Source organism: Pseudomonas sp. PVC-3-1 (assembly GCF_057444315.1).
Window position 1 is genome coordinate 5532155 of record NZ_CM172023.1, and the last position, 20472, is coordinate 5552626.

The 20472-nt window shown below is 65.3% G+C and carries 19 protein-coding genes and 2 pseudogenes; 9 read left to right on the forward strand and 12 right to left on the reverse strand.

Features of this window, described 5'->3' with window-relative positions; genetic code table 11:
• Positions 1–145: 145 nt before the first annotated feature.
• The gene (locus AC2T4A_RS25380; RefSeq protein WP_486742080.1) at positions 146–805 is read right to left on the reverse strand and encodes a response regulator; all 660 of its coding nucleotides are present in this window, start codon (positions 803–805) and stop codon (positions 146–148) included.
• Between the two features lie 27 nt (positions 806–832).
• Between AC2T4A_RS25380 and AC2T4A_RS25385 the strand changes: the two genes are divergently transcribed.
• The 4 genes and pseudogenes from AC2T4A_RS25385 (at position 833) to AC2T4A_RS25400 (ending at position 5269) form a co-directional block, all read left to right on the forward strand.
• Positions 833–2587, forward strand: a complete 1755-nt coding sequence (locus tag AC2T4A_RS25385) for a hybrid sensor histidine kinase/response regulator (protein WP_486742081.1) — start codon at positions 833–835, stop codon at positions 2585–2587.
• Positions 2588–2812: 225 nt separating this feature from the next.
• A pseudogene (locus AC2T4A_RS25390) lies at positions 2813–3451 on the forward strand (PAS domain-containing protein); the annotation flags it as partial.
• A 147-nt stretch (positions 3452–3598) separates the two neighbouring features.
• Positions 3599–4039 (forward strand): annotated as a pseudogene (locus tag AC2T4A_RS25395) (methyl-accepting chemotaxis protein); the annotation flags it as partial.
• 114 nt (positions 4040–4153) lie between these two features.
• Positions 4154–5269: a PilT/PilU family type 4a pilus ATPase gene (locus AC2T4A_RS25400; RefSeq protein ID WP_486742082.1), complete on the forward strand. Its 1116-nt coding sequence runs from the start codon at positions 4154–4156 to the stop codon at positions 5267–5269.
• Between the two features lie 160 nt (positions 5270–5429).
• On the opposite strand, the gene AC2T4A_RS25405 is transcribed toward AC2T4A_RS25400, so the two are convergent.
• Positions 5430–6707 carry an SGNH/GDSL hydrolase family protein gene (locus AC2T4A_RS25405; RefSeq protein WP_416752040.1) on the reverse strand — a complete coding sequence of 426 codons (1278 nt, stop codon included), beginning with the start codon at positions 6705–6707 and terminating at the stop codon, positions 5430–5432.
• A 60-nt stretch (positions 6708–6767) separates the two neighbouring features.
• On the opposite strand from AC2T4A_RS25405, the gene AC2T4A_RS25410 reads away from it, so the two are divergent.
• Together AC2T4A_RS25410 and AC2T4A_RS25415 are read left to right on the forward strand one after the other, a co-directional pair.
• Positions 6768–7676, forward strand: a complete 909-nt coding sequence (locus AC2T4A_RS25410; RefSeq protein ID WP_486742083.1) for a LysR family transcriptional regulator — start codon at positions 6768–6770, stop codon at positions 7674–7676.
• A gap of 101 nt (positions 7677–7777) precedes the next feature.
• The gene (locus AC2T4A_RS25415; RefSeq protein ID WP_486742084.1) at positions 7778–8329 is read left to right on the forward strand and encodes a hypothetical protein; all 552 of its coding nucleotides are present in this window, start codon (positions 7778–7780) and stop codon (positions 8327–8329) included.
• Here AC2T4A_RS25415 and AC2T4A_RS25420 read toward each other — a convergent pair.
• Both AC2T4A_RS25420 and AC2T4A_RS25425 read right to left on the reverse strand, forming a co-directional pair.
• Positions 8326–9231 carry a YihY/virulence factor BrkB family protein gene (locus AC2T4A_RS25420; RefSeq protein ID WP_416752034.1) on the reverse strand — a complete coding sequence of 302 codons (906 nt, stop codon included), beginning with the start codon at positions 9229–9231 and terminating at the stop codon, positions 8326–8328. The genes AC2T4A_RS25415 and AC2T4A_RS25420 overlap by 4 nt on opposite strands.
• A gap of 155 nt (positions 9232–9386) precedes the next feature.
• Positions 9387–9821 carry a PGDYG domain-containing protein gene (locus AC2T4A_RS25425; RefSeq protein ID WP_416752032.1) on the reverse strand — a complete coding sequence of 145 codons (435 nt, stop codon included), beginning with the start codon at positions 9819–9821 and terminating at the stop codon, positions 9387–9389.
• A gap of 218 nt (positions 9822–10039) precedes the next feature.
• Between AC2T4A_RS25425 and AC2T4A_RS25430 the strand changes: the two genes are divergently transcribed.
• The 3 genes from AC2T4A_RS25430 to AC2T4A_RS25440 all read left to right on the forward strand — a co-directional run bounded on the left by AC2T4A_RS25430 (position 10040) and on the right by AC2T4A_RS25440 (position 10890).
• A complete protein-coding gene (locus tag AC2T4A_RS25430; protein WP_486742085.1) occupies positions 10040–10477 on the forward strand; it encodes a hypothetical protein in 438 nt (145 codons plus the stop codon).
• 21 nt (positions 10478–10498) lie between these two features.
• The gene (locus AC2T4A_RS25435) at positions 10499–10687 is read left to right on the forward strand and encodes a hypothetical protein (protein ID WP_416752028.1); all 189 of its coding nucleotides are present in this window, start codon (positions 10499–10501) and stop codon (positions 10685–10687) included.
• A gap of 74 nt (positions 10688–10761) precedes the next feature.
• Complete coding sequence (locus AC2T4A_RS25440; RefSeq protein WP_017516671.1) at positions 10762–10890, forward strand: hypothetical protein; 129 nt, start codon at positions 10762–10764, stop codon at positions 10888–10890.
• A 267-nt stretch (positions 10891–11157) separates the two neighbouring features.
• Here the strand turns inward: AC2T4A_RS25440 and AC2T4A_RS25445 are convergent, their stop codons facing one another.
• The 8 genes from AC2T4A_RS25445 to AC2T4A_RS25480 form a co-directional block, all read right to left on the reverse strand.
• Positions 11158–11994 carry a D-hexose-6-phosphate mutarotase gene (locus AC2T4A_RS25445; RefSeq protein ID WP_017516670.1) on the reverse strand — a complete coding sequence of 279 codons (837 nt, stop codon included), beginning with the start codon at positions 11992–11994 and terminating at the stop codon, positions 11158–11160.
• Between the two features lie 342 nt (positions 11995–12336).
• Positions 12337–13695, reverse strand: coding sequence for a carbohydrate porin (locus AC2T4A_RS25450; protein ID WP_486742086.1), 1359 nt, complete (start codon positions 13693–13695; stop codon positions 12337–12339).
• A 71-nt stretch (positions 13696–13766) separates the two neighbouring features.
• On the reverse strand, positions 13767–14927 hold the full coding sequence (locus AC2T4A_RS25455) for an ABC transporter ATP-binding protein (protein WP_486742087.1): 1161 nt from the start codon (positions 14925–14927) through the stop codon (positions 13767–13769).
• A gap of 11 nt (positions 14928–14938) precedes the next feature.
• Positions 14939–15784 (reverse strand): carbohydrate ABC transporter permease, encoded by an 846-nt coding sequence (locus AC2T4A_RS25460; RefSeq protein ID WP_416752020.1) that lies wholly within the window; start codon positions 15782–15784, stop codon positions 14939–14941.
• Complete coding sequence (locus tag AC2T4A_RS25465) at positions 15777–16703, reverse strand: carbohydrate ABC transporter permease (protein ID WP_486742088.1); 927 nt, start codon at positions 16701–16703, stop codon at positions 15777–15779. The genes AC2T4A_RS25460 and AC2T4A_RS25465 overlap by 8 nt, the downstream gene beginning before the upstream one ends.
• A gap of 101 nt (positions 16704–16804) precedes the next feature.
• Positions 16805–18067: an ABC transporter substrate-binding protein gene (locus AC2T4A_RS25470; RefSeq protein WP_486742089.1), complete on the reverse strand. Its 1263-nt coding sequence runs from the start codon at positions 18065–18067 to the stop codon at positions 16805–16807.
• A gap of 363 nt (positions 18068–18430) precedes the next feature.
• Positions 18431–18796 (reverse strand): endonuclease domain-containing protein, encoded by a 366-nt coding sequence (locus AC2T4A_RS25475; RefSeq protein ID WP_486742090.1) that lies wholly within the window; start codon positions 18794–18796, stop codon positions 18431–18433.
• A 253-nt stretch (positions 18797–19049) separates the two neighbouring features.
• A complete protein-coding gene (locus tag AC2T4A_RS25480) occupies positions 19050–20471 on the reverse strand; it encodes an ATP-binding protein (protein WP_416752080.1) in 1422 nt (473 codons plus the stop codon).
• Position 20472 lies beyond the last annotated feature (1 nt).

Sequence of the window (20472 nt, forward strand, 5' to 3'; positions counted from 1 at the left end):
CGTTTCGCAAGGTTAGGGAGTGAGGCGGGGCCGGCACATACGACAGTTGCCGTATTTTTCCCCGGCCTGCGGGACGCTAGTCTCTGCCGAACCCTCCACCGACAGGACCCGCAGCATGCGCATGCAGGCAAGGCACTGCTTCGACTCAGGCGCTGGGAATGCCCAGGCGCACTGCGTAGGCCGCGAGCTCCGCGGGGCTGTGCAGGTCGAGCTTGCGCATGAGGTTTTCGCGGTGCTTGCGCACGGTCAGCGGGCTGATGCTGAAGTGCTCGGCGATCTCCCGTGCGCTGCGGCCCTGGGCGGCCAGGGAGAGAATCTGCCGCTCGCGGCGGGTCAGCTCCACGGCCGAGAGCAGATCGGCATCGCCTTGCCGGCGCGCGGTCGGACTTTCCAGCTGGAAGCGCAGGGCACGCGCCAGGTAGTGCTGCCCGCTGCGCAGGGCGACTATGGCCTCGAGCAGTTCGGCGGTGTCCTCGCCTTTGCTCAGGTAACCGTGTACGCCGGCATCGAGCACCGAACGCACGGTCGCCAGTTCGGTGTTGGCGGTGAGCACCAGGATTCTCAGCCGGGGATGGCGCTGGCGCAGTTCATGAATGAACTGCAGCCGGTTGAGGCCGGGCATGTTCAGGTCGAGCAGGAGGAGGTCCGCGCGCTGCTCCTCCAGCAGAGCCTGCAGGCGCAAGCCGTCCGCCGCCTCGCCGACGATGCGGATGTCGTCCAGGGTCGACAGCAGCAGGCGCAGGCCGTCCCTTACGATGCCGTGGTCATCGGCGATGAGCACCCGCAGCTCGCGCTTCCCTTCCATCACTCGTCTCCCTGAGGCACTACGGACATGCATAACAGCCTGCAACAGCGCGACCTGGTCGATCTCTTGTTCCGCCAGTCGTATGCCGTGCTCTTCGCCAACCTGGTGATCCCTCTGCCGGTGCTGTACATCTTCCGTAATGCCATGGCGCCGACGGCGATGGTCTTCTGGCTGGCGGTACTCTACTCGCTCACGCTGGCGCGGATTGTCCTGGCACGCACGTACTTCCGGCAAGCCCCTGCGCGCACGCTGGGCAAAAGTTGGCTGTGGAGCAATACGCTGCTGTCCTGGGCGAGCAGCCTGCTGTGGGGCTGGCTGGGCTGGGTCGGCTTCGTCCACGGTGATCCACAATTGTTCGCCTTCACCTGCATCGTGCTCACGGGTCTGGTGTGTGGCGCGGTGCCGTCGCTGTCGGCCCATCCTCCGGCCTATGTCGGGTCGCTGGCCGCAATGCTGCTGCCCGTGCTGGTGCTGTGTCTGAGCGTAGCCGACGAGCAGCACACCACTTACAGCTTCTTCATCCTGTGCCTGGCCGGCGTCAACCTGTACTACAGCCGGGTGACCTACCGCAGCCTGTGCGAAACCATCCGCCTGCGCCAGGAAAATTCCGACCTTGTGCAGGACCTGCGCGAACAGCGCGACCGCGCCCGCGCCGCCGACCAGGCCAAGTCGCGTTTCCTCGCCGCCGCCAGCCACGACCTGCGCCAACCGATCCACGCCCTCGGGCTGTTCGTCGGCGCCCTTGCCGCCCTCGCCGAACGCGGCCCGGTCGACGCCCGCCAGGCGCGCGATATCGCCACACGGCTGCGCGCCATGCTTGGCAACCTTGGCGACCTGCTCAATGGCCTGCTGGACATCTCGCGCCTCGACGCCGGGGTTGTGCCGGTGGCACGCGAACCGATCTCGCTGCGCAAGCTGTTCGGCGACCTGCAGGGCGAGTTCGCTGGCACCGCCAGCGAGCGCAATCTTCGCTGGCGTGTGCGCGAGAGCCGCTTGTGGGTGGACAGCGATCCCCTGCTGCTCAGGCGCGTGCTCGACAACCTGCTGAGCAACGCCTTCCGCTACACCCGCAGCGGCAGCGTACTGCTGGGCTGCCGTCGGCGCGGCCGGGAGTTGGAGATCCAGGTGATCGACACCGGCGTGGGTATCCATTCCAGCCAGCAGGAGGTCATCTTCGACGAATTCGTCCAACTGCATAACGCGGAGCGCGATCGCAAGCAAGGCCTCGGCCTGGGTCTGGCCATCGTGCGTCACACCGCTCGCCTGCTCGGCCATCGCCTGATACTGCGTTCCCTGCCCGGCCGCGGCTCGGTATTCAGCCTGCGCCTGCCGCTGGCCGAGGCGCCGCTGCAGGTTGCTCCGCCGCCAGAACCAGGCGAACGCGGCCCCGGCCTGGGCATCATGGTGGTGGAGGATCAGTACGACGTGTTGCACGCGCTGTGCAACCTGCTGGAGGTCTGGGGACATCGCGTCTACCCCGGCACCAGTGCCCTGCTCGCCTGTCAGCGGCACATCGAGGCCAGCCATCGTGGCCACGCGCCGGTGGACCTGATCCTCACCGACTACCGCCTGGGCGAAGGCCAGACCGGCGCTGATGCCATCCGGCGCATCCGCGGCTACCTGTCGCGCCGGGTACCGGCGTTGATCGTCACCGGCGACACCTCGCCCGAGCGCATACGCGAAGCCGCCGCCAGCGGCAGCCAACTGCTGCACAAGCCACTGGAAACTGACCAGTTGCGCGCCGCGATCGACATCAGCCAGGAGTTATCGAGCACTGTCTGAAAAATGGCGCCAGCCCTTGCTGCACGTGGGATGCGCCAAGTGATTCGGGCTAAAGTCGCGGCGCGATCAGCCGATGCAATAGGTGAAACGAATCGGCAGCAGCCTTCGTGCCTCACCACTAGAGAAAGCCCACGAATGTTCAACTCGCGTCTGAAGCAGGAACTGGCCGCCCTGCGTGAAGAGCTCGCCTCGGTCAACGAGGTCCGCGCCAGCCTCGACCAGGAAATGCTCGTCCTATTCCTCGACCCCCGTGGGCGCATCGAATCGGTGAATGCCAATTTCGAGAAGGAAATGCTCCATCGCGGCGACCAGCTTATCGGCCGACCGCTGCTGGACCTGATTCCCGATCATGTGCGCGGGCTCGACTTCCACCTGCGGGTCAAGCACGCCATTGAACGCGGCGAGCACCTGGCCGGGGTGATCCGCCTGCTGCGCGGCGATGGCGAGGAAGCCTGGCTGCGCTCGATCCTGCAGCCGATGCACGACAGCAGCGGCGTGGTCCGGCACTTCTCGATCCACGCCAGCGACCTGACCCGCACCATCGAGAATTCCCGCGAGCACGAGAACCTGATCGAGGCGCTGCAACGCTCCACCGCGGTGATCGAATTCAACCTGCAGGGCGAAGTGCTCACCGCCAACGACCGCTTCCTCAATGCCATGGGCTACAGCCTGGCGCAGATCCAGGGCAAGCATCACCGGATGTTCTGCGAGCCAGCCGACTACAACTCGTCGCAGTACGAGGCCTTCTGGGCCAAGCTGCGCCGCGGCGAGTTCGTCGCCGACCGCTTCAAGCGCGTCGACAGTCGTGGCCATGAAGTCTGGCTGGAAGCGTCGTACAACCCGATCATCGACGCCCACGACCGCCTCTACAAAGTGGTGAAGTTCGCCACCGTGATCACCGAGCAGGTGCACCGCGAGCGGGCCGTGGCCGAAGCCGCGACCATCGCCTTCGACACCTCGCAGACCACCGACGACAGCGCCACCAAGGGCGCCTCCGTGGTGCAGCAGACGGTGGAAGTGATGCGTGAACTGGCCGACCGCATGCAGGAGGCCGCCCAGGGCATCGAGGCGCTGGACCGCCAGTCCCAGGCCATCGGCGCGCTGGTGCAGAGCATCCGCAGCATTGCCGACCAGACCAACCTGCTGGCGCTCAACGCCGCCATCGAAGCCGCCCGCGCGGGTGACCAGGGACGCGGCTTCGCGGTGGTCGCCGACGAGGTGCGCCAGCTCGCCTCGCGCACCAGCGCCGCTACCGAGGAAATCACCCGTGTGGTGGAACAGAACCAGCACCTGGCCGGCCAGGCCGTGGCCATGATCGACCGCGGCAAGCAGCAGGCCGAACTCGGGCTGGAGCTCTCCGGCCAGGCCGGCACGGTGATCATCGAGATCCAGGACAGCGCCCAGCGCGTGGTCAACGCCGTGGGCCAGTTCGCCAACCAGCTGTCGACCTGAAGCGCTTCCCTGCGGCGCGTCAACACGGCGTGCCGCAGCCTCACCTAGGCTCCCGTCCGGCATTGCGGCTAGGCTCAATGCAGATGTGCATTCTCGCCATCCAAGGACGATCCCATGAGTGACACTCCTCTCCCCGACGTCATCCAGTATTTGCGTCTACTGCCAGAACGCGGCGGCTCCGACATGTTCTTCAGCGTCGGCGCACCGCCCCACCTGAAAGCCGAGGGCCACAGCCAGCCGGCGGATGATCGCGTGCTGCAACCCGGTGAAGTGAAGACGCTGGCCTGGCAGCTGATGTCGCCGGCCCAGGCGCAGGACTTCGAGCGCGACCTGGAGATGAACCTGGCCCTGAGCGTGCCGGACGTCGGGCGTTTCCGCGCGAACATCTACTTTCAGCGGGGCGAAGTGGCGATGGTGGTGCGCCTGATCAAGCAGGTGATCCCGGACGTGACCGCCCTCGGCCTGCCCTCGATCCTCGACAAGCTGGCCATGCAGGATCGCGGGCTGATCCTGGTGATCGGCGCGGCCGGCGCGGGCAAGTCAACGACCCTGGCGAGCATGCTGGATTTTCGCAACCGCCACCGCTCCGGGCACATCGTCTGCATCGAGGACCCCATCGAGTTCCTCCACATGCACAAGAAGTCGATCATCGACCAGCGCGAGGTCGGCCTGGATACCCACAGCTATGAGGACGCCCTGCGCAACGTGCTGCGCGAGGCGCCGGACGTGATCATGCTCGGCGAGATCCGCGACGCCGCCACCATGCAGCACGCACTGCACTACGCCGAAACCGGCCACCTGTGCGTCGCCACCCTGCACGGCACCAGTTGCCGCCACGCCATCGAGCGCATCACCCGATTTTTCCCCGACGAGGCCCGCCCGCAGGTGCTGGCCGACCTGTCGCAGAACATCCTGGCCCTGGTCGGCCAGCGCCTGGTGCCCGGCACGCACCAGCGCCGCGCCGTGGCGGTGGAGCTGGTGCTGGGCACGCCGCACATCCGCGGCATCATCCAGCGCGACGAGCTGCCCGAACTCAAGGGCGCGGTGGAACGCGCGCTGGAGAGCGGCATGCAGAGCTTCGACCAGAGCCTCTACAGGCTCCTGGAGGAAGGCCGCGTGAGCGTGGCCGATGCGCTGAAGTTTGCCGATTCGCGTACCGACCTGGCGTTGAAGATCAAGCTGGAGCGCGGGATGGATGCCGACAGCGTGGGGACGGTGTTTGGTAGTTGAGCAGGCCCGGTTGTTTTTAGTAGGAGCGAGCTTGCTCGCGAACACAGCTCACAGGCGGGCGCGGAGTAAAGCGGTTCGCGAGCAAGCTCGCTCCTACAGGTATGACGCGTGAATCTTGCTTGAGCGGGCCATGCCCGCGATCAGCGCCCGCAGGGCGCCCCTAAAGGACGCCCCTGAGCAACGCATCGATATCCACGCTCTGAGCCATCGCCCGATTCCCCGCATCGCCGGGGTGCAGATGGTCGCCGCTGTCGTAGGCCGGCAGCAGGCGCAACGGATGGGCGGGGTCACGCAACCGCGCGTCCAGGTCCACCACTGCATCGAACTCGCCACTCTCGCGAATCCACTGGTTCACCCGCTGGCGCAGCGCTTCCTTGTTGGCGGCGTGGTAGTTCTCTATGGGCGACCCGCTCAGCGCGCGCTCGAACGGCAGGATGGTCGCGCCGACGATACGCACGCCGCGCACATGGGCCTGGGCGATCAGTTGGCGGTAACCGCCGACCAGGTCCTCGTACTGCACCAGCGGATTGTTCGGCGCGAAGGTGCTGCCGGGCCAGGAAATATCGTTGATCCCCAGCAGCACAATGGCCGCCTCGACTCCCGGCTTGCCCAGCACGTCGCGCCCGAAGCGCACCAGGGCGCTCTGCCCCATGCCGTCGGAGAGCAAGCGTGCGCCGGAGATGCCGGCATTGATCACACCCACGTTGTGCGCCGCCAGCCGTTGCGCCAGCACGTCCGGCCAGCGCTGGTTGCCGTCCAGGCTGGCGCCACGGCCATCGGTGATGGAGTCGCCGAGTACCGCCACCACGGGCCGCGCATCGGGGCTTTCCACCAGCACGTCGGCAAGGAACAGACGAGCTTCCATCTTGCCGTCCGTCGGCAACTCCACGGCGTCGAGCTGCTCGCCCGGTCCGCCGTAGATGCGCTGCTTGCCATCCCAGTGGAAACTTTCGATGGCGGTCGGCTGCGGCAGGTAGAGCGACACGGCCAGCTCGCCCAGCGGCGGCACGGCAAGGTCCAGTGGATCGCTGAGCAGTTCGGCGCCGGGCGCGATATAGGCCGTGGGTTGCCCGGCGAAGGTCAGGCGCCGGCTCGGACCGCCCAGTCGCCCAGCCGGTGCGGCGAGCGCCACGGCTCCACCACCGATGGCCACCGGCTGGCTGCCATAGGCGTTGGACAGCACGATGCGCACGCGCTGCCCGCCCAGGCTGACCTTCACGCTCTGCCGCAGCGTGTGGTTGCCGATCACACTGGGCACGCCCAGTGGCAGCGGCACCTCCTTGCCCCAGGTGCGTTGTGGGCTGGCGCTCCAGGTTGCCTGCCAGTGGCCTTCCTCGGCCTGCGCCAGCGGCAGGGCAAGGGCGATCAGGGCGGCGAGCAGCAATCGTTTCATGGCGGTCCTCGATATCGATGATGGGATGGACACAGGCTCAGTCATTCCCAATCACGGCGGTAGACGGCATATTGGCAGACCCGTCATTCGATAAACGAATAGGACATGGATACCCTCAAGGCGTTGCACTGTTTCGTCCGCGCCGTGGAATTGGGCAGCCTTTCCGCCGTGGCCCGCGAGTCCGGCAGCAGCCAGCCGACGGTGAGCAAGACCATGGCGGCGCTGGAGCGCCAGGTCGGCGCGCAATTGCTGATCCGCAGCACCACCCGCGTGCAACCCACCGAACAGGGCCGGCGCTTCTACGAGCACGCCCGGCAGACACTGGAAAGCTACGCCGAGGGCATCAGCGAGGCCCGTGGCGAGACCGAACAGGTGCGCGGCCGCCTGCGGGTCAGCGCGCCGGTGAGCCTGGGCGTGCTGCGCCTGAATGCACTGCTGCTGGAGTTCATGCAGTTGCACCCGGAAGTCGAGGTGGAGCTGCTGCTCAACGACCGCTTCGTCGATCTCGCCGAGGAAGGCATTGATCTGGCCCTGCGCCTGGGCGGCGAACTGCCCGAACAGCTGATCGCCCGCCCATTGGCTCGCTCACCGCGCTTTCTGGTCGCATCGCCGGCCTGGGTTGCACGTCAGCCGTCGCTGGGCAGCCCCGAAGACCTGCCGCTGGCCGATTACCTGCGCTTCGCCTGGCTCGACGCCGGGCAGAACCTGCTGCTGCGCCATGCCGACGGCCGCGAGCTGAACCTCGCCACACGCAGCCGCTATACGGTGAACAGCTCCCTGGCGATCCGCGAGAGCTACTGCCTGGGCGCCGGCTTCGGCCTCACGCCAGCCTGGCTGGTGGCCGACCTGCTGGCCGACGGCAGCTTGCAGCGCCTGCTCCCGCAGTGGCGCGGTCCCACCCAGGAGGCGACTCTGCTGTATCCTTCGCGCCGTTTTCTGCCGGCCCGGAGCCGCGCGCTGATCGACTTCCTCATTGAGCGCCTGCCGCGCCTGCCCGGTTTCGAAGCCCTGTGAGGCATCAGGCTAAAGTGCAGCGGCTATGCTTCTGGCCAATGAGCAGAACCGACGCGCCCGCCGACCGGTCGAACCCTGACATTCGCCCCCGAGGGACTTGCATGGGCAAGCCACACACACCTTACCTACTGGCCGCTCTGGCCCTGCCACTGCTGCTGGCCGGCTGCTCCACGAGCGCCAGCAACCCCTGCGACGAACCGCTGAGTGGCGAGGCCTGCCGCCAGGAGCGCCTGCTCTACCAGAACGACATGCTGCAGGCGAAACTGCTGATCGCCACCGGCGACCTGGCCAACTACGAGCTGGCAGAGGCGCTGCTCGTCCGTGCCCTGGAGAAGGACGAACGCGGCGAAGCGAGCTTCTACATGGCGCTGCTGAAGATCAAGGAAGGTCCACAGGTGGATGAAGTGCTGCCGCTCCTGAAAAAGGCTGCCGACGCTGGCCAACCCTACGCCGTAGCGCTGCTCTACAAGATCTGGTCGGAGCCCTTCCTGGTGGACCAGGCCGACCCGCAGAAGGCGCAACAGTACCTGGAAGACTACGCCAACCTGGACGTCGCCAAGAGCGGCTACCCGTCCTTCGAAAAAGCCACCGCACTGGTCAATGCCCTGCTCAGCGAGCCGCCTGCCGTCGCCACACAGCCGGCACAACCCTAGCCCTCCTCCGGCGCCGGCTCGGCCTCCTCGAAGGTCTTCTCGCCGGCATCCTTGCCATGGGGCAGATGGTGTTCGATCACCGCGTTGAGCTCCGCACCCAGCAGCAATACCGCCGACGAAATATAGAAATACAGCAGCAGCACGATGATCGCGCCGACGCTACCGTACATGGCGTTGTAGTCGGCGAAGTTCTTCACGTAGTAGCCAAAGCCCAGTGAAGCCGCGATCCACAGCACCACCGCGAGCATCGAGCCGGGCGTGATGAAGCGGAACCTCTGCTGCACGTTGGGCGTGACGTAGTAGATGATCGCCACCGCCATCATCATCAGCAGCACGATCACCGGCCAGCGCAGGATGCTCCAGAGGATCACCACGAAGTCCTCGAGCCCCACCTTCGCGGCGATCCAGCCCATCACCTGGGGCCCGAGGATCATCAGCGCGGCGATCAGCATCAGCATGGCCACCAGGCCGAAGGTGTAGAACAGCGACAGCGGGATGCGCTTCCACGCAGGCCGGCCTTCGCGCACGTCATAGGCGGCGTTGAGCGCGATCATCAGCGAGCGCACCGCCGCCGAGGACGACCACAGCGCCACCACGATACCGATGGACAGCAGCCCGCCCTGGCGCTGCTGCAACTGGTCGATCACCGGGTTGACCTGCTCCAGCGCCTGCGCCGGCAACACGTAATCGGCCTGCTGGCGGAGGAAGTCGAAGAACTCCGGCAAGTGCAGGAAACCCAGCAGCGCAATCAGGAACAGCAGGAACGGGAACAGCGAGAACAACCCCTGGTAGGCCAGCGCAGCGGCATAGGTGGGCATCTCGTCGTCGAGAAACTCCTTGAGCGTCAGCCGAATCAGCTTCCAGGGCCCCAGACTGAGCCCGCGCATGTCCATGAATCGCATCCCGCATCGTCCTCCCGATGAGCGTCCCGCCCGCCGGCGGCTGCAAGGTGGACCCGCGCAGCACCGGCAAAGTTGCAACAAATGCGCGGAGCAGAGCGTCCGCCAGCACAGACCTTAGCCGCTGGCGGGGCATGCTGGCCAGAACGGCGGCGGTTTCAGTCGGCCAGGCGATAGACCTTGGCGAAGCGCTCGGCCTTGACCACTCCGTAGTCGCCGGGGGCGTATTGCATGACCCAGTCGCCCGCCGCACCGGCAAGCCGATCGCCACCGGCCGAGCGCAGCAGGGTGAAGGACTCGTCCATGCGCCGAGCCAGCACCGGGCTGGGAATATTGCGATAGGCGCCCGGCTCACCATGGGCGAGCCCGGTGTCCGAGGGCCGGTATTTCGGGTCGAAGCGCTCGCGGGAGACCACCCAGCGCTCACCGGTCGCGCCGCTGATGATCGCGTCGCCAACGGCATAACGGTTCGGGCCTTCGAGGCTCATCAATTCACCCGGTTCAGTGGCGAATTCGACGGTGACGGTTTCATCCTTCACCACGCGTTGCGCGGCGGGATCGGTGCGAAGGTCAACCTGGGTCAGTTCGATCATGGCGGGGCTGCGGACCTGGGGAAATGGGTAGGGAAACGGTCGCCGGCAAGCCTACTCGCAAAAGAATCGCCCCGCGAGCGGACAGCGGCTGGCGGTGCTCTACACTCACAGGCCATGAGCGTGGCCTCACTGCACACTCGACCGAACCCGGCCATTGCCTGGCTGTCGCACATACTGAGCCTGCACCTTTGCCCCCATCAGCCGTACAGGAATCCCCCATGCCGTTTGCCCGTCTCGCCCTGCCCTTCCTGTTGCTCACCAGCCTTGCCGTCCACGCCGAAGACTCCCCCGACGAAACGAAATTCCTCAAGGAATCGGCGGACTATTTCGACCAGGTGACCAAGTCCAACCTGCCGCGCCAGGTGGACAAGGTAACCACCCTCAACAGCGTGCAGCTCGACCCGGCGAAAAAGATGCTGTATTACCGCTACGCCATCTCCAACCTGCGCCTGGACGCCATGGATCTGGGCGCCCGCGCCAAGTTCGAGAGCGGCCTGAAGAAGCAGCTCGAAGGCACCACCTGCCAGCAGCCCGACCTGCTGCAGCGTTTCCGCGAGCACCAACTGAGCGTCACCCACGAGTACGCTGGCAGCGACGCCAAGCCGCTGGCCAGCATCACCATCGATCCGCAGACGCTGAGCTGTGCCAAGACCTGACGCCCTTCCGAAGAACCACCGATGAGCCGTGCCGACTACCACCAGGAACACGCCCAGCGCGCCGAGGCCGAAGCCCGGCGCCTGCTGGCCGAACGCGACCACCTCGGCTCCCGCTGGCTGCCCTGGGTGGCCGGCGAGCTGTACCAGCTGAGCCCACCGCACTACGCCAACATGGTGCGTCGTGAACTGGAACGTCTGACCGCCGGCTGAACGGCCGCCTGCCACGGGACTATGCTGAAGCAGTCAGCTCTCGGCCCGAGGGCGTCCCGTCGGAGGACAGGCTCATGAAAGGTCTCGACGCGAAGAAACAAGCGAAGAAGAAGCCACTGAAAACTGCGCACGAAAAGCGCATGGCCAAGCGGCAGAAGAAAACCGGCAAGTCGCTGCTGGGTACGCCTCAGCAACCGTCCTGAGGGCGCGCCCTCGTCTTGCGGATGGCCTCGCCGAGAGGCTGTCCGCACTCCCCTCCCTCGATTCGCTCGGACGGCTCCCGAAGCAGGGGAGCTCCCCGCCATGCTCTTGCCCAGGGCGACACTTCACGTTCACCGTCCAAGAGCGCGCAGCCCCCCTACTGTAGGAGCGAGCTTGCTCGCGAACGCGTTCGCCGGCAGCACTACAGGTGGGCGGGTTCGCGAGCAAGCTCGCTCCTACAGCTCAGCCGCCCTGTTGAGTTCTGGAGGTCAGACCAATCCGGCGCGCAGGTTCAGTAGCATGCGCTCGCCCTGGGCGAGGATCAGCCCACCCGCGCGATAACCCGCGGCGCCGATGCACAGGAAGCGCTCCGCCTCACCCGGCTCGACCTGCTCGACTGCGCGGCTGCCGGGGTGCCAGATGACGCTGCCGGCACTGGTGTTCTTGTCGATACGCAGGCGGCGCTGCCAGCCGGCATCTTCCAGCACCAGGGAACCGGTGTTGTAGAGCACCTGCTTGACCGCGCCACGGGGCGCCCAGGTGTTGGGCAGGCCGCTGGCCTTGCCGTCCAGTTCCATGCCATGGACCACCGAGCGACGTAGCGAGCCCACGCGCCAGTAAGGCTGCAGGGCGAAGCTGAACAGGCAGTCGCTGTCATCCTCGTGGTAGCTGGAAAGTTCGATGTCCAGGTCCTGACCCAGGCGCGCTTCCAGGCGCACGTGCCAGTCCTCGATGTCCAGCTGCCAACTGACCACCGCCTTCTGGTCGTCGGCCCAGGCGTCGAGCATGCGCCACTCGCGCTGGCGTGCCCAGCCGTGCTGCGGCCAGTCGGCCTCGGTGGGGTGGCTGCCGAACCAGGGCCAGCAGACCGGGATGCCGCCACGGATCGGCGCCGTGCTCAGGCTCGGCCACTGGCTGGAGCACCACAGCAGCGGACGCGCGCCGCGCGGCTGGAAGTGCAGCAGTTGCGCACCCTGGCGGCTGAAGACCGCCTGGCATTGCGGGTGATCGATGAGCAGCAGGTCGCGACGCTGGAAGCGCACCCAGTCGAAGGGGCGCTTGCCCCGCATGGAATGAAAAAAGCGCTGCAGCGGATGCTCGAGCATTGTCCGGATGTCCTGATCCAATCCCTGCCCGGACATTCCGGGGCGTGAAGATCTCTGTAGTTTCACTACATCTTACAGAAAAGGCGGCGATTCTAACCGCAAAGCCTAGTCACGCGCAGCGCCCGCGCCAATGAAAAAGGGTTCCTCGCCCGCTTCGGGTCCGCCCGCCTCTGGCTTCTGTAGGAGCGAGCTTGCTCGCGAGCCGCCTGACACCGGGGTCCCGCTTATTCGCGAGCCAGCTCGCTCCAACAAAAAGCAGCCGAGGAACCACCCAACACACCGCCCGGAACAGATAAAAAAGGCCCGTCGCTATGGACGGGCCAGGTTCGCACCAGGGAGCAATCAGAAGGTGGACTGGATCTTCAGGCCGGCCACCACGGCGTTGTTCACCTCGTCCACGCCACCCGGATGGCGGATGTACTGCAGGTTCGGGCGCACGGTGAGCCAATTGGTCACATGCACGCCGTAGTACAGCTCGGCGTCGTACTCGGTGTCGGTGATCGGCTGGTACAACGGGTTGTCGTAGTCCTCGATACCGTTGACCTGGTTCACCAGGCGCTGGCGATCCTGCACATCGTCGTTGACGTGGATGCGTGCCACGCCGAAGCCGATATCGTCCTTGGGCCGCGCATCGAACGGGCCTTTGTAGACCACACCGAGCTGCTGGTAGTTGTCGACGGTGTTGGTGGCCTTGTCATGCACGGTGAAGTTGGCGAACAGGCTCAGGCCGCGGGAGGCGTCGCCGTTGTGCGCGGTGACCTGCTGCTGCACCACCACCCACCAGCCGTGCTTGCCGCTGTGGCTCTTGGCCGGCTCGCCGGTGAGCGCCTGCGGGTTGCCGTTGACGTCGTCGTACACGTCGTCGGCCTCGGCGGTGCTGTAGTAGTAGCCCAGGCGGTACTCACCCGGCAGTTGTGCGGCACCGACTTTGGGCATCCACACCAGCTCCACCGGCAGGATGGTGCCCTTGGTGCCGCTGCCGTTGAGCTTGAAGCCATTGCCGGTCTCCAGGTTCGACGGGTTCTGGTTGTAGGCGCCAACCTGGGCGTACCACTCGTCGTTGAAGTTCCACTTCACCCGCGCAGCCCACTGGCTGACCGGCCAGTTGTACCAGATACCGCCGACCCAGTTGCCCACCTGCGAGCCGCAGAAGGCCAGGTTCTGGAAGTCGCAGGGGAAGCTGTTGAAGTCCTCGCCCTCGCCGAAACGGCCGACCTTCACGTCCAGCGCGCCGTCGAAGTACTTCTGCTTGATCCACATCTGCGTCAGGCGCCAGGTCTGGCCACGGCCCCAGACTTCCTGCACGGAACTGAGCTGCCCGGCACGGGGGTCGCTGATGCGGTCGTTGGAGAGATTGCGACCGCTGCGCTCGGTGACCGTCAGTTGGAACTCGGTGGCGTCCCAGCCGAGGATTTTCTGCAGGTCCAGGTGGGTGCCGAGGGCGAACTGGTCGGAGTAGCGCGCGGTGGTGTGCTGATCGTAGCCGCCACCCAGGTTGCTGGCCGCTTCGCCTACATAGTCGAGCTTGAAGTCGTAGCCCTTTTCCAGCAGCTCGGTGCGCTTGCCGCCCCAGTCGCCCAGGCCCCATTGGGACTCGGAAGAGAAGGCATCGGCGGCATGCGCGACATTGCCCACGCAGCTCAGTGCGAGCAGGCAGCCCAGGGTCCTTGCTGCAGGCAGGTTCTTGTTGTTCTTGTGCATCTCCAGCGTCCTCGTTGTCTTGGTTTTAAGCGTAGTTTCAGGCAGTGAACTTCAGGCAGTGGTCATACAGTTCAGGAATGCTTCTGCCGCGAGAGCGGCGTTACCTTGTTTGCGCCATCGCCACGTGGCTCGGCACGCAGGCGCTCACCGCTCTGCGCATCGAACAGCAGCGCGCGGGAGGGATCGAAGCGCAGCTGCAGGGAAGAGCCTGGCTGCGGCGCCTGGTCCGGCGCGAGGCGGCAGCAGACCTTGACGCCATTGAGGGAGACGAAGACCAGGGTGTCCGGGCCGGTGGGCTCGACCACTTCGACTTCGGCGCGCAGATCGCTCGGGCCGTTGGCGCCATCGGTGGCCAGTTGAACCTGCTCCGGGCGCACGCCGAGTATCAGTTCGCGGCCCTCGACCAGCCCGGCGTCCAGTTGCAGTGGCAGCTCGCAACGGTCCTGGCCACTGTCCAGCAGACCGACCAGCCGGCTGCCCTGCTGCTGCACCTTGAGCGGAATGAAGTTCATCGGCGGCGAGCCGATGAAGCTGGCGACGAACAGGTTCGCCGGGTCGTTGTAGATCTGCTGCGGCGTACCGAACTGCTGCACGATGCCGTCCTTCATCACCGCCACCTTGTCACCCAGGGTCATGGCCTCGATCTGATCGTGGGTCACGTACACCGTGGTGGTCTTCAGGCGCTGGTGCATCAGCTTGATTTCGGTACGCATCTCCACGCGCAGCTTGGCGTCGAGATTCGACAGCGGCTCGTCGAACAGGTAGATCTTCGGCCGCCGCGCCAGCGCCCGGCCCATGGCCACGCGCTGCTGCTGGCCGCCGGAAAGCTGCGAGGGCTTGCGTTCGAGCAGGTGTTCGATCTGCAGCAGCTTCGAAACGCGAGCCACTTCCGCGTCGATCTCGGGCTTGGGCAGCTTGCGAATTTTCAGGCCGAAAGCAATGTTCTCGCGCACGCTCATGGTTGGGTAAAGGGCGTAGGACTGGAACACCATGGCGATATCGCGATCTTTCGGACTCATCCCACTGATGTCCTGGCCGTCGACCAGGATGGCGCCGCCGGTGACATTTTCGAGGCCGGCGATGCAGTTCATCAGGGTGGATTTCCCACAGCCAGACGGCCCGACCAGAATCAGGAATTCGCCCGATTCGATCGACAGGTTGATCGATTTCAGAGTGTCCGCCAGGCCCGCGCCGTAGGACTTGTGCAGGTTGTGCAGTTCAAGGGTGGACATCGGTGCTTACCTCAACCTTTGACGGCGCCGGCGGTGAGCCCGCGCACGAAGTACTTGCCGGCCAGTACGTAGACCACCAGCGTGGGCAGCGCCGCGATCATCGCGGCCGCCATGTCGACGTTGTATTCCTTCACGCCCGTGCTGATGTTCACCAGGTTGTTCAGAGCCACCGTGATGGGCTGGGCGTCGCCACTGGCGAACACCACCCCAAAGAGGAAATCATTCCAGATTTGGGTGAACTGCCAGATCAGACAGACCATGACGATGGGGGTGGACATCGGCATCAGAATGCGTAGGAAGATGGTGAAGAACCCCGCACCGTCCAGGCGCGCGGCCTTCACCAGCGCATCAGGAATCGCCACGAAGTAGTTGCGGAAGAACAACGTGGTGAAGGCCAGGCCGTAGATGCAGTGCACCATCACCAGGCCAATGGTGGTGTTGGCCAGACCGAGCTTGCCGAGGGTGAAGGACATCGGCAGGAGGATCACCTGGAACGGCAGGAAGCAGCCGAACAGCAGCGCGCCGAAGAACAGCTGCGAGCCGCGGAAGCGCCACATCGATAGCACGTAGCCGTTCATGGCGCCGATGAAGGTGGAGATCAGCACGCCTGGAACGGTGATCTTCACCGAGTTCCAGAAGTAGTCGCCCACCGCGCCCCAGGCTTTCACCCAGCCGATCACGGTGAACACGTCCGGCAGTGCCAACAGGTTGCTGGTGCGGATGTCCTCGGGTGATTTGAAGCTGGTCAGCAGCATCACCAGCAGCGGTATAACGTACAGCGCCACGGCTCCCCAGAGGGTCGCGTGCACCGCCAGGCGGCTCAGGCTGAACGACGATTTAAGGGTCGAGTCATGCATAGCGCTTGCCCCGCAGTTCGGAATACAGGTACGGCACGACGATGGCCAGCACGGCGCCCAGCATCAGCATCGCGCTGGCCGCGCCCAGGCCCATCTGGCCGCGGGTGAAGGTGTGGGCGTACATGAACATCGCCGGCAGGTCGGAGGAGTAGCCGGGGCCGCCGGCGGTCATCGCGGCGACCAGGTCGAAGCTCTTGATGGCGATGTGCGCGAGGATCATCAACGCGCTGAAGAACACCGGGCGCAGGCTCGGCAGGACGATACGCAGGTAGATGGTCGGCAGGCTCGCGCCATCCACCTGGGCGGCGCGCACGATGGCCGGATCGACACCGCGCAGGCCGGCGAGGAACAACGCCATGACGAAGCCGGAGGCCTGCCACACGGCGGCGATCACCAGGCAATAGACGACCCGCTCCGGGTCCACCAGCCAGTCGAAGCGAAAACCCGTCCAGCCCCAGTCGCGCAGCAGCTTGTCCAGCCCCAGGCCGGGGTTGAGCAACCACTTCCAGGCGGTGCCGGTGACGATCATCGACAGCGCCATGGGGTAGAGGTAAACGGTGCGAATGAAGCCTTCGCGGCGGATGCGCTGGTCCAGCAGCACGGCGAGGAAGACCCCGAGCACCAGGCAAACGCCGATGAACAGGCCGCCGAACAGCAGCAGGTTCTTGCTCGCCACCCACCAGCGGTCGTTGTCCCAGAGGCGCAGGTACTGGGTCAGTCCGGCCCAGCTGTAGGCCGGCATGAAGCGCGAATTGGTGAAGGACAGCAGCAGCGTCCAGCCGATGTAGCCGTACACGCAGACCAGCACCACGAGCATGCTCGGGGCCAGCACCAGCTTCGGCAGCCAGGCCTGCAGGCCGTCGAGCAGCGAAGCGCGCGGGCTGGCTGCAGGAGTGAAAGTCGGAGATTGGGTCGCCATCTGCTTTCTCGAGGATGAGTGAGCCCGCCCGGGCTGCGGCGGCCGCCCGGAATCGTTCTGCTGGGAGAGAAGCCGGCTCCGCTACGGAGCCGGCGAGCGCCTTACTGCGCGGCGGCCTGGATGGCGGCGCCCAGTTGCTGCGCGGCCTTCTGCGGATCGGCGGCGGGGTCGTTGAAGAAGTTGGTGACCACGTCGAAGATCGCGCCCTGCACGTAGCTGGAGGCGGCCATGCTATGGGCCATGCTCGGCACCAGGTTGTTGCTGGCGGAGGCGGCCTTGAAGTCCTTCATGGACTGTTGGGCACAGCTGTCGAAGGGCGTCATGTCGACGTCCAGTCTTACCGGGATCGAGCCCTTGTTCAGGCTGAAGTCCTTCTGGAAGGACGGGTCGAGTACCGCCCGCGCCAGGTCTTCCTGGGCCTTGCGGTTTTCCTCGTTGCTCAGCTTGAACATCACCAGCGAGTCGATGTTGTAGTCGAATGCCTTCTGCGTTCCGGGGAACGGCAGGCACTGATAATCCTTGCCCGCCACCTTGCCGGCGGCGGTGAACTCGCTCTTGGCCCAGTCGCCCATGATCTGCATGCCGGCCTTGCCGTTGATGACCATGCCGGTGGCGACGTTCCATTCGCGGCCGGCGGCGTCCGCATCGACGTAGCCGTGCAGCTTCTTGAGCGCAGCGAAGACGTCAGCCATCGGCGCGCCGGTGAGGGTTTCCTTGTCCAGCTCGACGAAGGCCTTGCGGTAGCCTTCCGGGCCCATCTTGCTGAGCACCAGGTTCTCGAACAGGGTGCCGTCCTGCCACGGCTGGCTGCCATGGGCCAGCGGCGTGAAGCCGGCGGCCTTGAGCTTGTCGGCGGCGGAGAAGAATTCATCCAGGGTGGTCGGCGGCGTGGCGCCGGCCTTCTTGAAGACTTCCGGGTTGATGTACAGCCAGTTCACCCGGTGCACGTTGACCGGCACGGCCACGTAGTCGCCCTTGTACTTCATGATCTGCGCCACCTGCGGCGGCAGCAGCTGGTCCCACTTGCCCTCGGCCGCGACATCGTTGAGGTCGGCGAGCAGGCCCAGTTCACCCCACTCCTGGATGTCCGGCCCCTTGATCTGCGCGGCAGCCGGCGGATTGCCGGACACGGCGCGGGTCTTCAGCACGGTCATGGCGGCTTCGCCACCGCCACCGGCGACGGCGAAGTCCTTCCAGGTGTGGCCCTTGGCCTCGACGAGTTTCTTCAGGGTTTCGGCGGCGCGCTTTTCACCGGGCGACGTCCACCAGTGCAGCACTTCGACTTCACCGGCATGGGCAAGCATTGGGGAGAGACAGAAGGAGGAAAGACAGATGGCGGCCGACAGGCGACGGATCGCATTCATGGGGAGCACCTTGTTCTTGTTATTGGAGGCAAGTCTGCGCTTGCGATGGTCCGAGTCTATCCAAGGCATTCCGTTCTCCGGGTAACGAAGCGATCTTTGATTGTCACCAGGTGGTGACATTGGGGGCTTTGGTGGGGATGAGCAAAGAGGTGGATTGGAGCGTGAATGCGCGCTTTCGGATACCCCTGGGGGAATTCTGCTCGGCCTACCACCCTCTCCCCCGCCCTCTCCCTGAAGGGAGAGGGAGCTGTCCTCTGCGATGCCAAGCGAGCAGCTCTCCTGATGCCATCGCAGCTTCAAACATCAATGAGAAGGCCGGCTGACGCCGACATTTCGCTTCACGCCGAGCAGCCCCCTCTCCCTTCAGGGAGAGGGTTGGGGAGAGGGAAAAGCGTCCCCATCAATCGCCAGGCGTATCACCTCCAGCGCCGAATCCATCTTCAACAGCACATCATGATTCCAGAAGCGCAGGACTTTGAAACCTTTGGTTTTGAGCCATGCGTCGCGCTGCTGGTCTCGGCCGGAGCCCAGATGCTGTCCACCATCCAGTTCGATGATCAACATTCGTTCGTGACAAATGAAATCGATGATGTAGGGCCCTATGGCCTTCTGCCGGCGGAATTTGAGACCGAGGAAGCGGTGGGCGCGCAGGTGGTGCCAGAGGGCTCGCTCGGCTTCGGTCTGGTCGTGGCGCAGTTGTTTTGAGAATTGGGTGAGGTGGGAGGTCATTCGCGAGGCTCCAGCGGATGTACTGCTGGAGGCTAGTGCCTCGGCCCGCCACCCTCTCCCCAGCCCTCTCCCTGAAGGGAGAGGGAATTTTCCGAGCTGTCTGTAGCTTTCTGCGCTCCTGGTGACCTTTGTATCAAGCCGACTCAGGTCTGAACGAGCATGCCGGGCAAGTCCCCTCTCCCTTCAGGGAGAGGGTTAGGGAGAGGGAAACGTCCTCAGCACACGCCATACCTACCGGCAAACTCGAACCGCCTTACTCCACCTCCAACCTCGGCAACCGCAACGTCACCCTCAACCCACCCTCCCGGCGATTCTGCAACGTCACTTCCCCACCGTGCGTATGAGCAATGTTGCGCGCGATCCCCAACCCGAGGCCGTAGCCCTGCCCCCGTTCAGACAACCGGAAGCGCGGCTCGAAGACCTTCTCCAGGCGCTGCTCCGGCACACCCGGCCCCTGGTCGTCGACATGCAGGACCACCGCGTCGACATCGTCCTCGATGCTCAGCTGAGCGCGGCCGCCGTACTTCAGTGCGTTGTCCAGCAGGTTGCCGATGCAGCGCTTGAGTGCCAGCGGCTTGCCCGGGTAGGGCTCAAGTGCGGCGCCCAGCACCTCGACGCGGCCATCCGCGATGTAGGGGCCGGCCACGTATTGCAGCAGTTGGTTGAGGTCCACCGGCTCGATGTTCTCGTGGATGTCGGTGTCCTTCACGCATTGCAGCGCTCCCTTCACCAGCAACTCCAACTCGTCGAGGTCGTGACTGAACTTCTCCTGCGCCTGCTCGTCCTCCAGCAGTTCGACCCGCAGGCGCAAGCGGGTGATCGGGGTGCGCAGGTCGTGGGAGATACCGCTGAACAGTTGGCCACGCTCGTTGACGTAACGATCGATGCGCTCGCGCATGGTGTTGAAGGCGCGGGAAACCTCCACCAGTTCGCTCGCCCCGCTCTCCTCCAGCGGCTGGTCCTGGCCACCCAGGGCGATGTCGCGGGCGGCGCGGGCCAGGCGTTTGAGCGGGCGACTCTGCCAGTGCACCAGGGTGCCGGTGAACAGCAGCAGCAACAGCGTGGTGAAAACGATGGAAATGACCTGCTGCGGCGGCAGGCCTTCGGGCTCCAGGGTGACATAGGGCGCCGGCATCAGGCTGGCGATGTACAGCCATTCGCTGACGCCGATGCGGATCTGCGTGACCAGCACCGGCGGGTTCACCGGTTCCAGCGTCAACGCGTAATGCGCCCAGGAGCGCGGCAGTTCTTCCAGCTTCAACTCGCCGTTGAACAGCCGCAGGTCATCGGGACTGACGAACTCCACCTGCAGCTCGACGTCCTTGCCCAACTTCTGGTGCAGCACGTCCTGCACGATGTCGATCACCGCCTGCTTGTTGGTGGTGTCCGGTAGCGCACGCATGTCCAGCGGGCGTTCGTTAAGCGAAACGAAGAAGCGCGTACCGCCCATGCTGCGCAACTGATCGAGCACCAGCGGACGGTAGCCGATGGGCAGCGAACGGAAGTAACTGACGCTGGCAGCCATGGAATAGGCCAGGCTGCGCGAGCTGGTGAGCAGGCCGTCACGCTGGCTGCTGCGCAGGTGGGAAATCCAGAACAGGCTCGACAGCCCCTGGGCGATCAGCACCGCCAGCAGGGTGAGCAACAGCATGCGGCCGAGCAGCGAGCGCGGCACC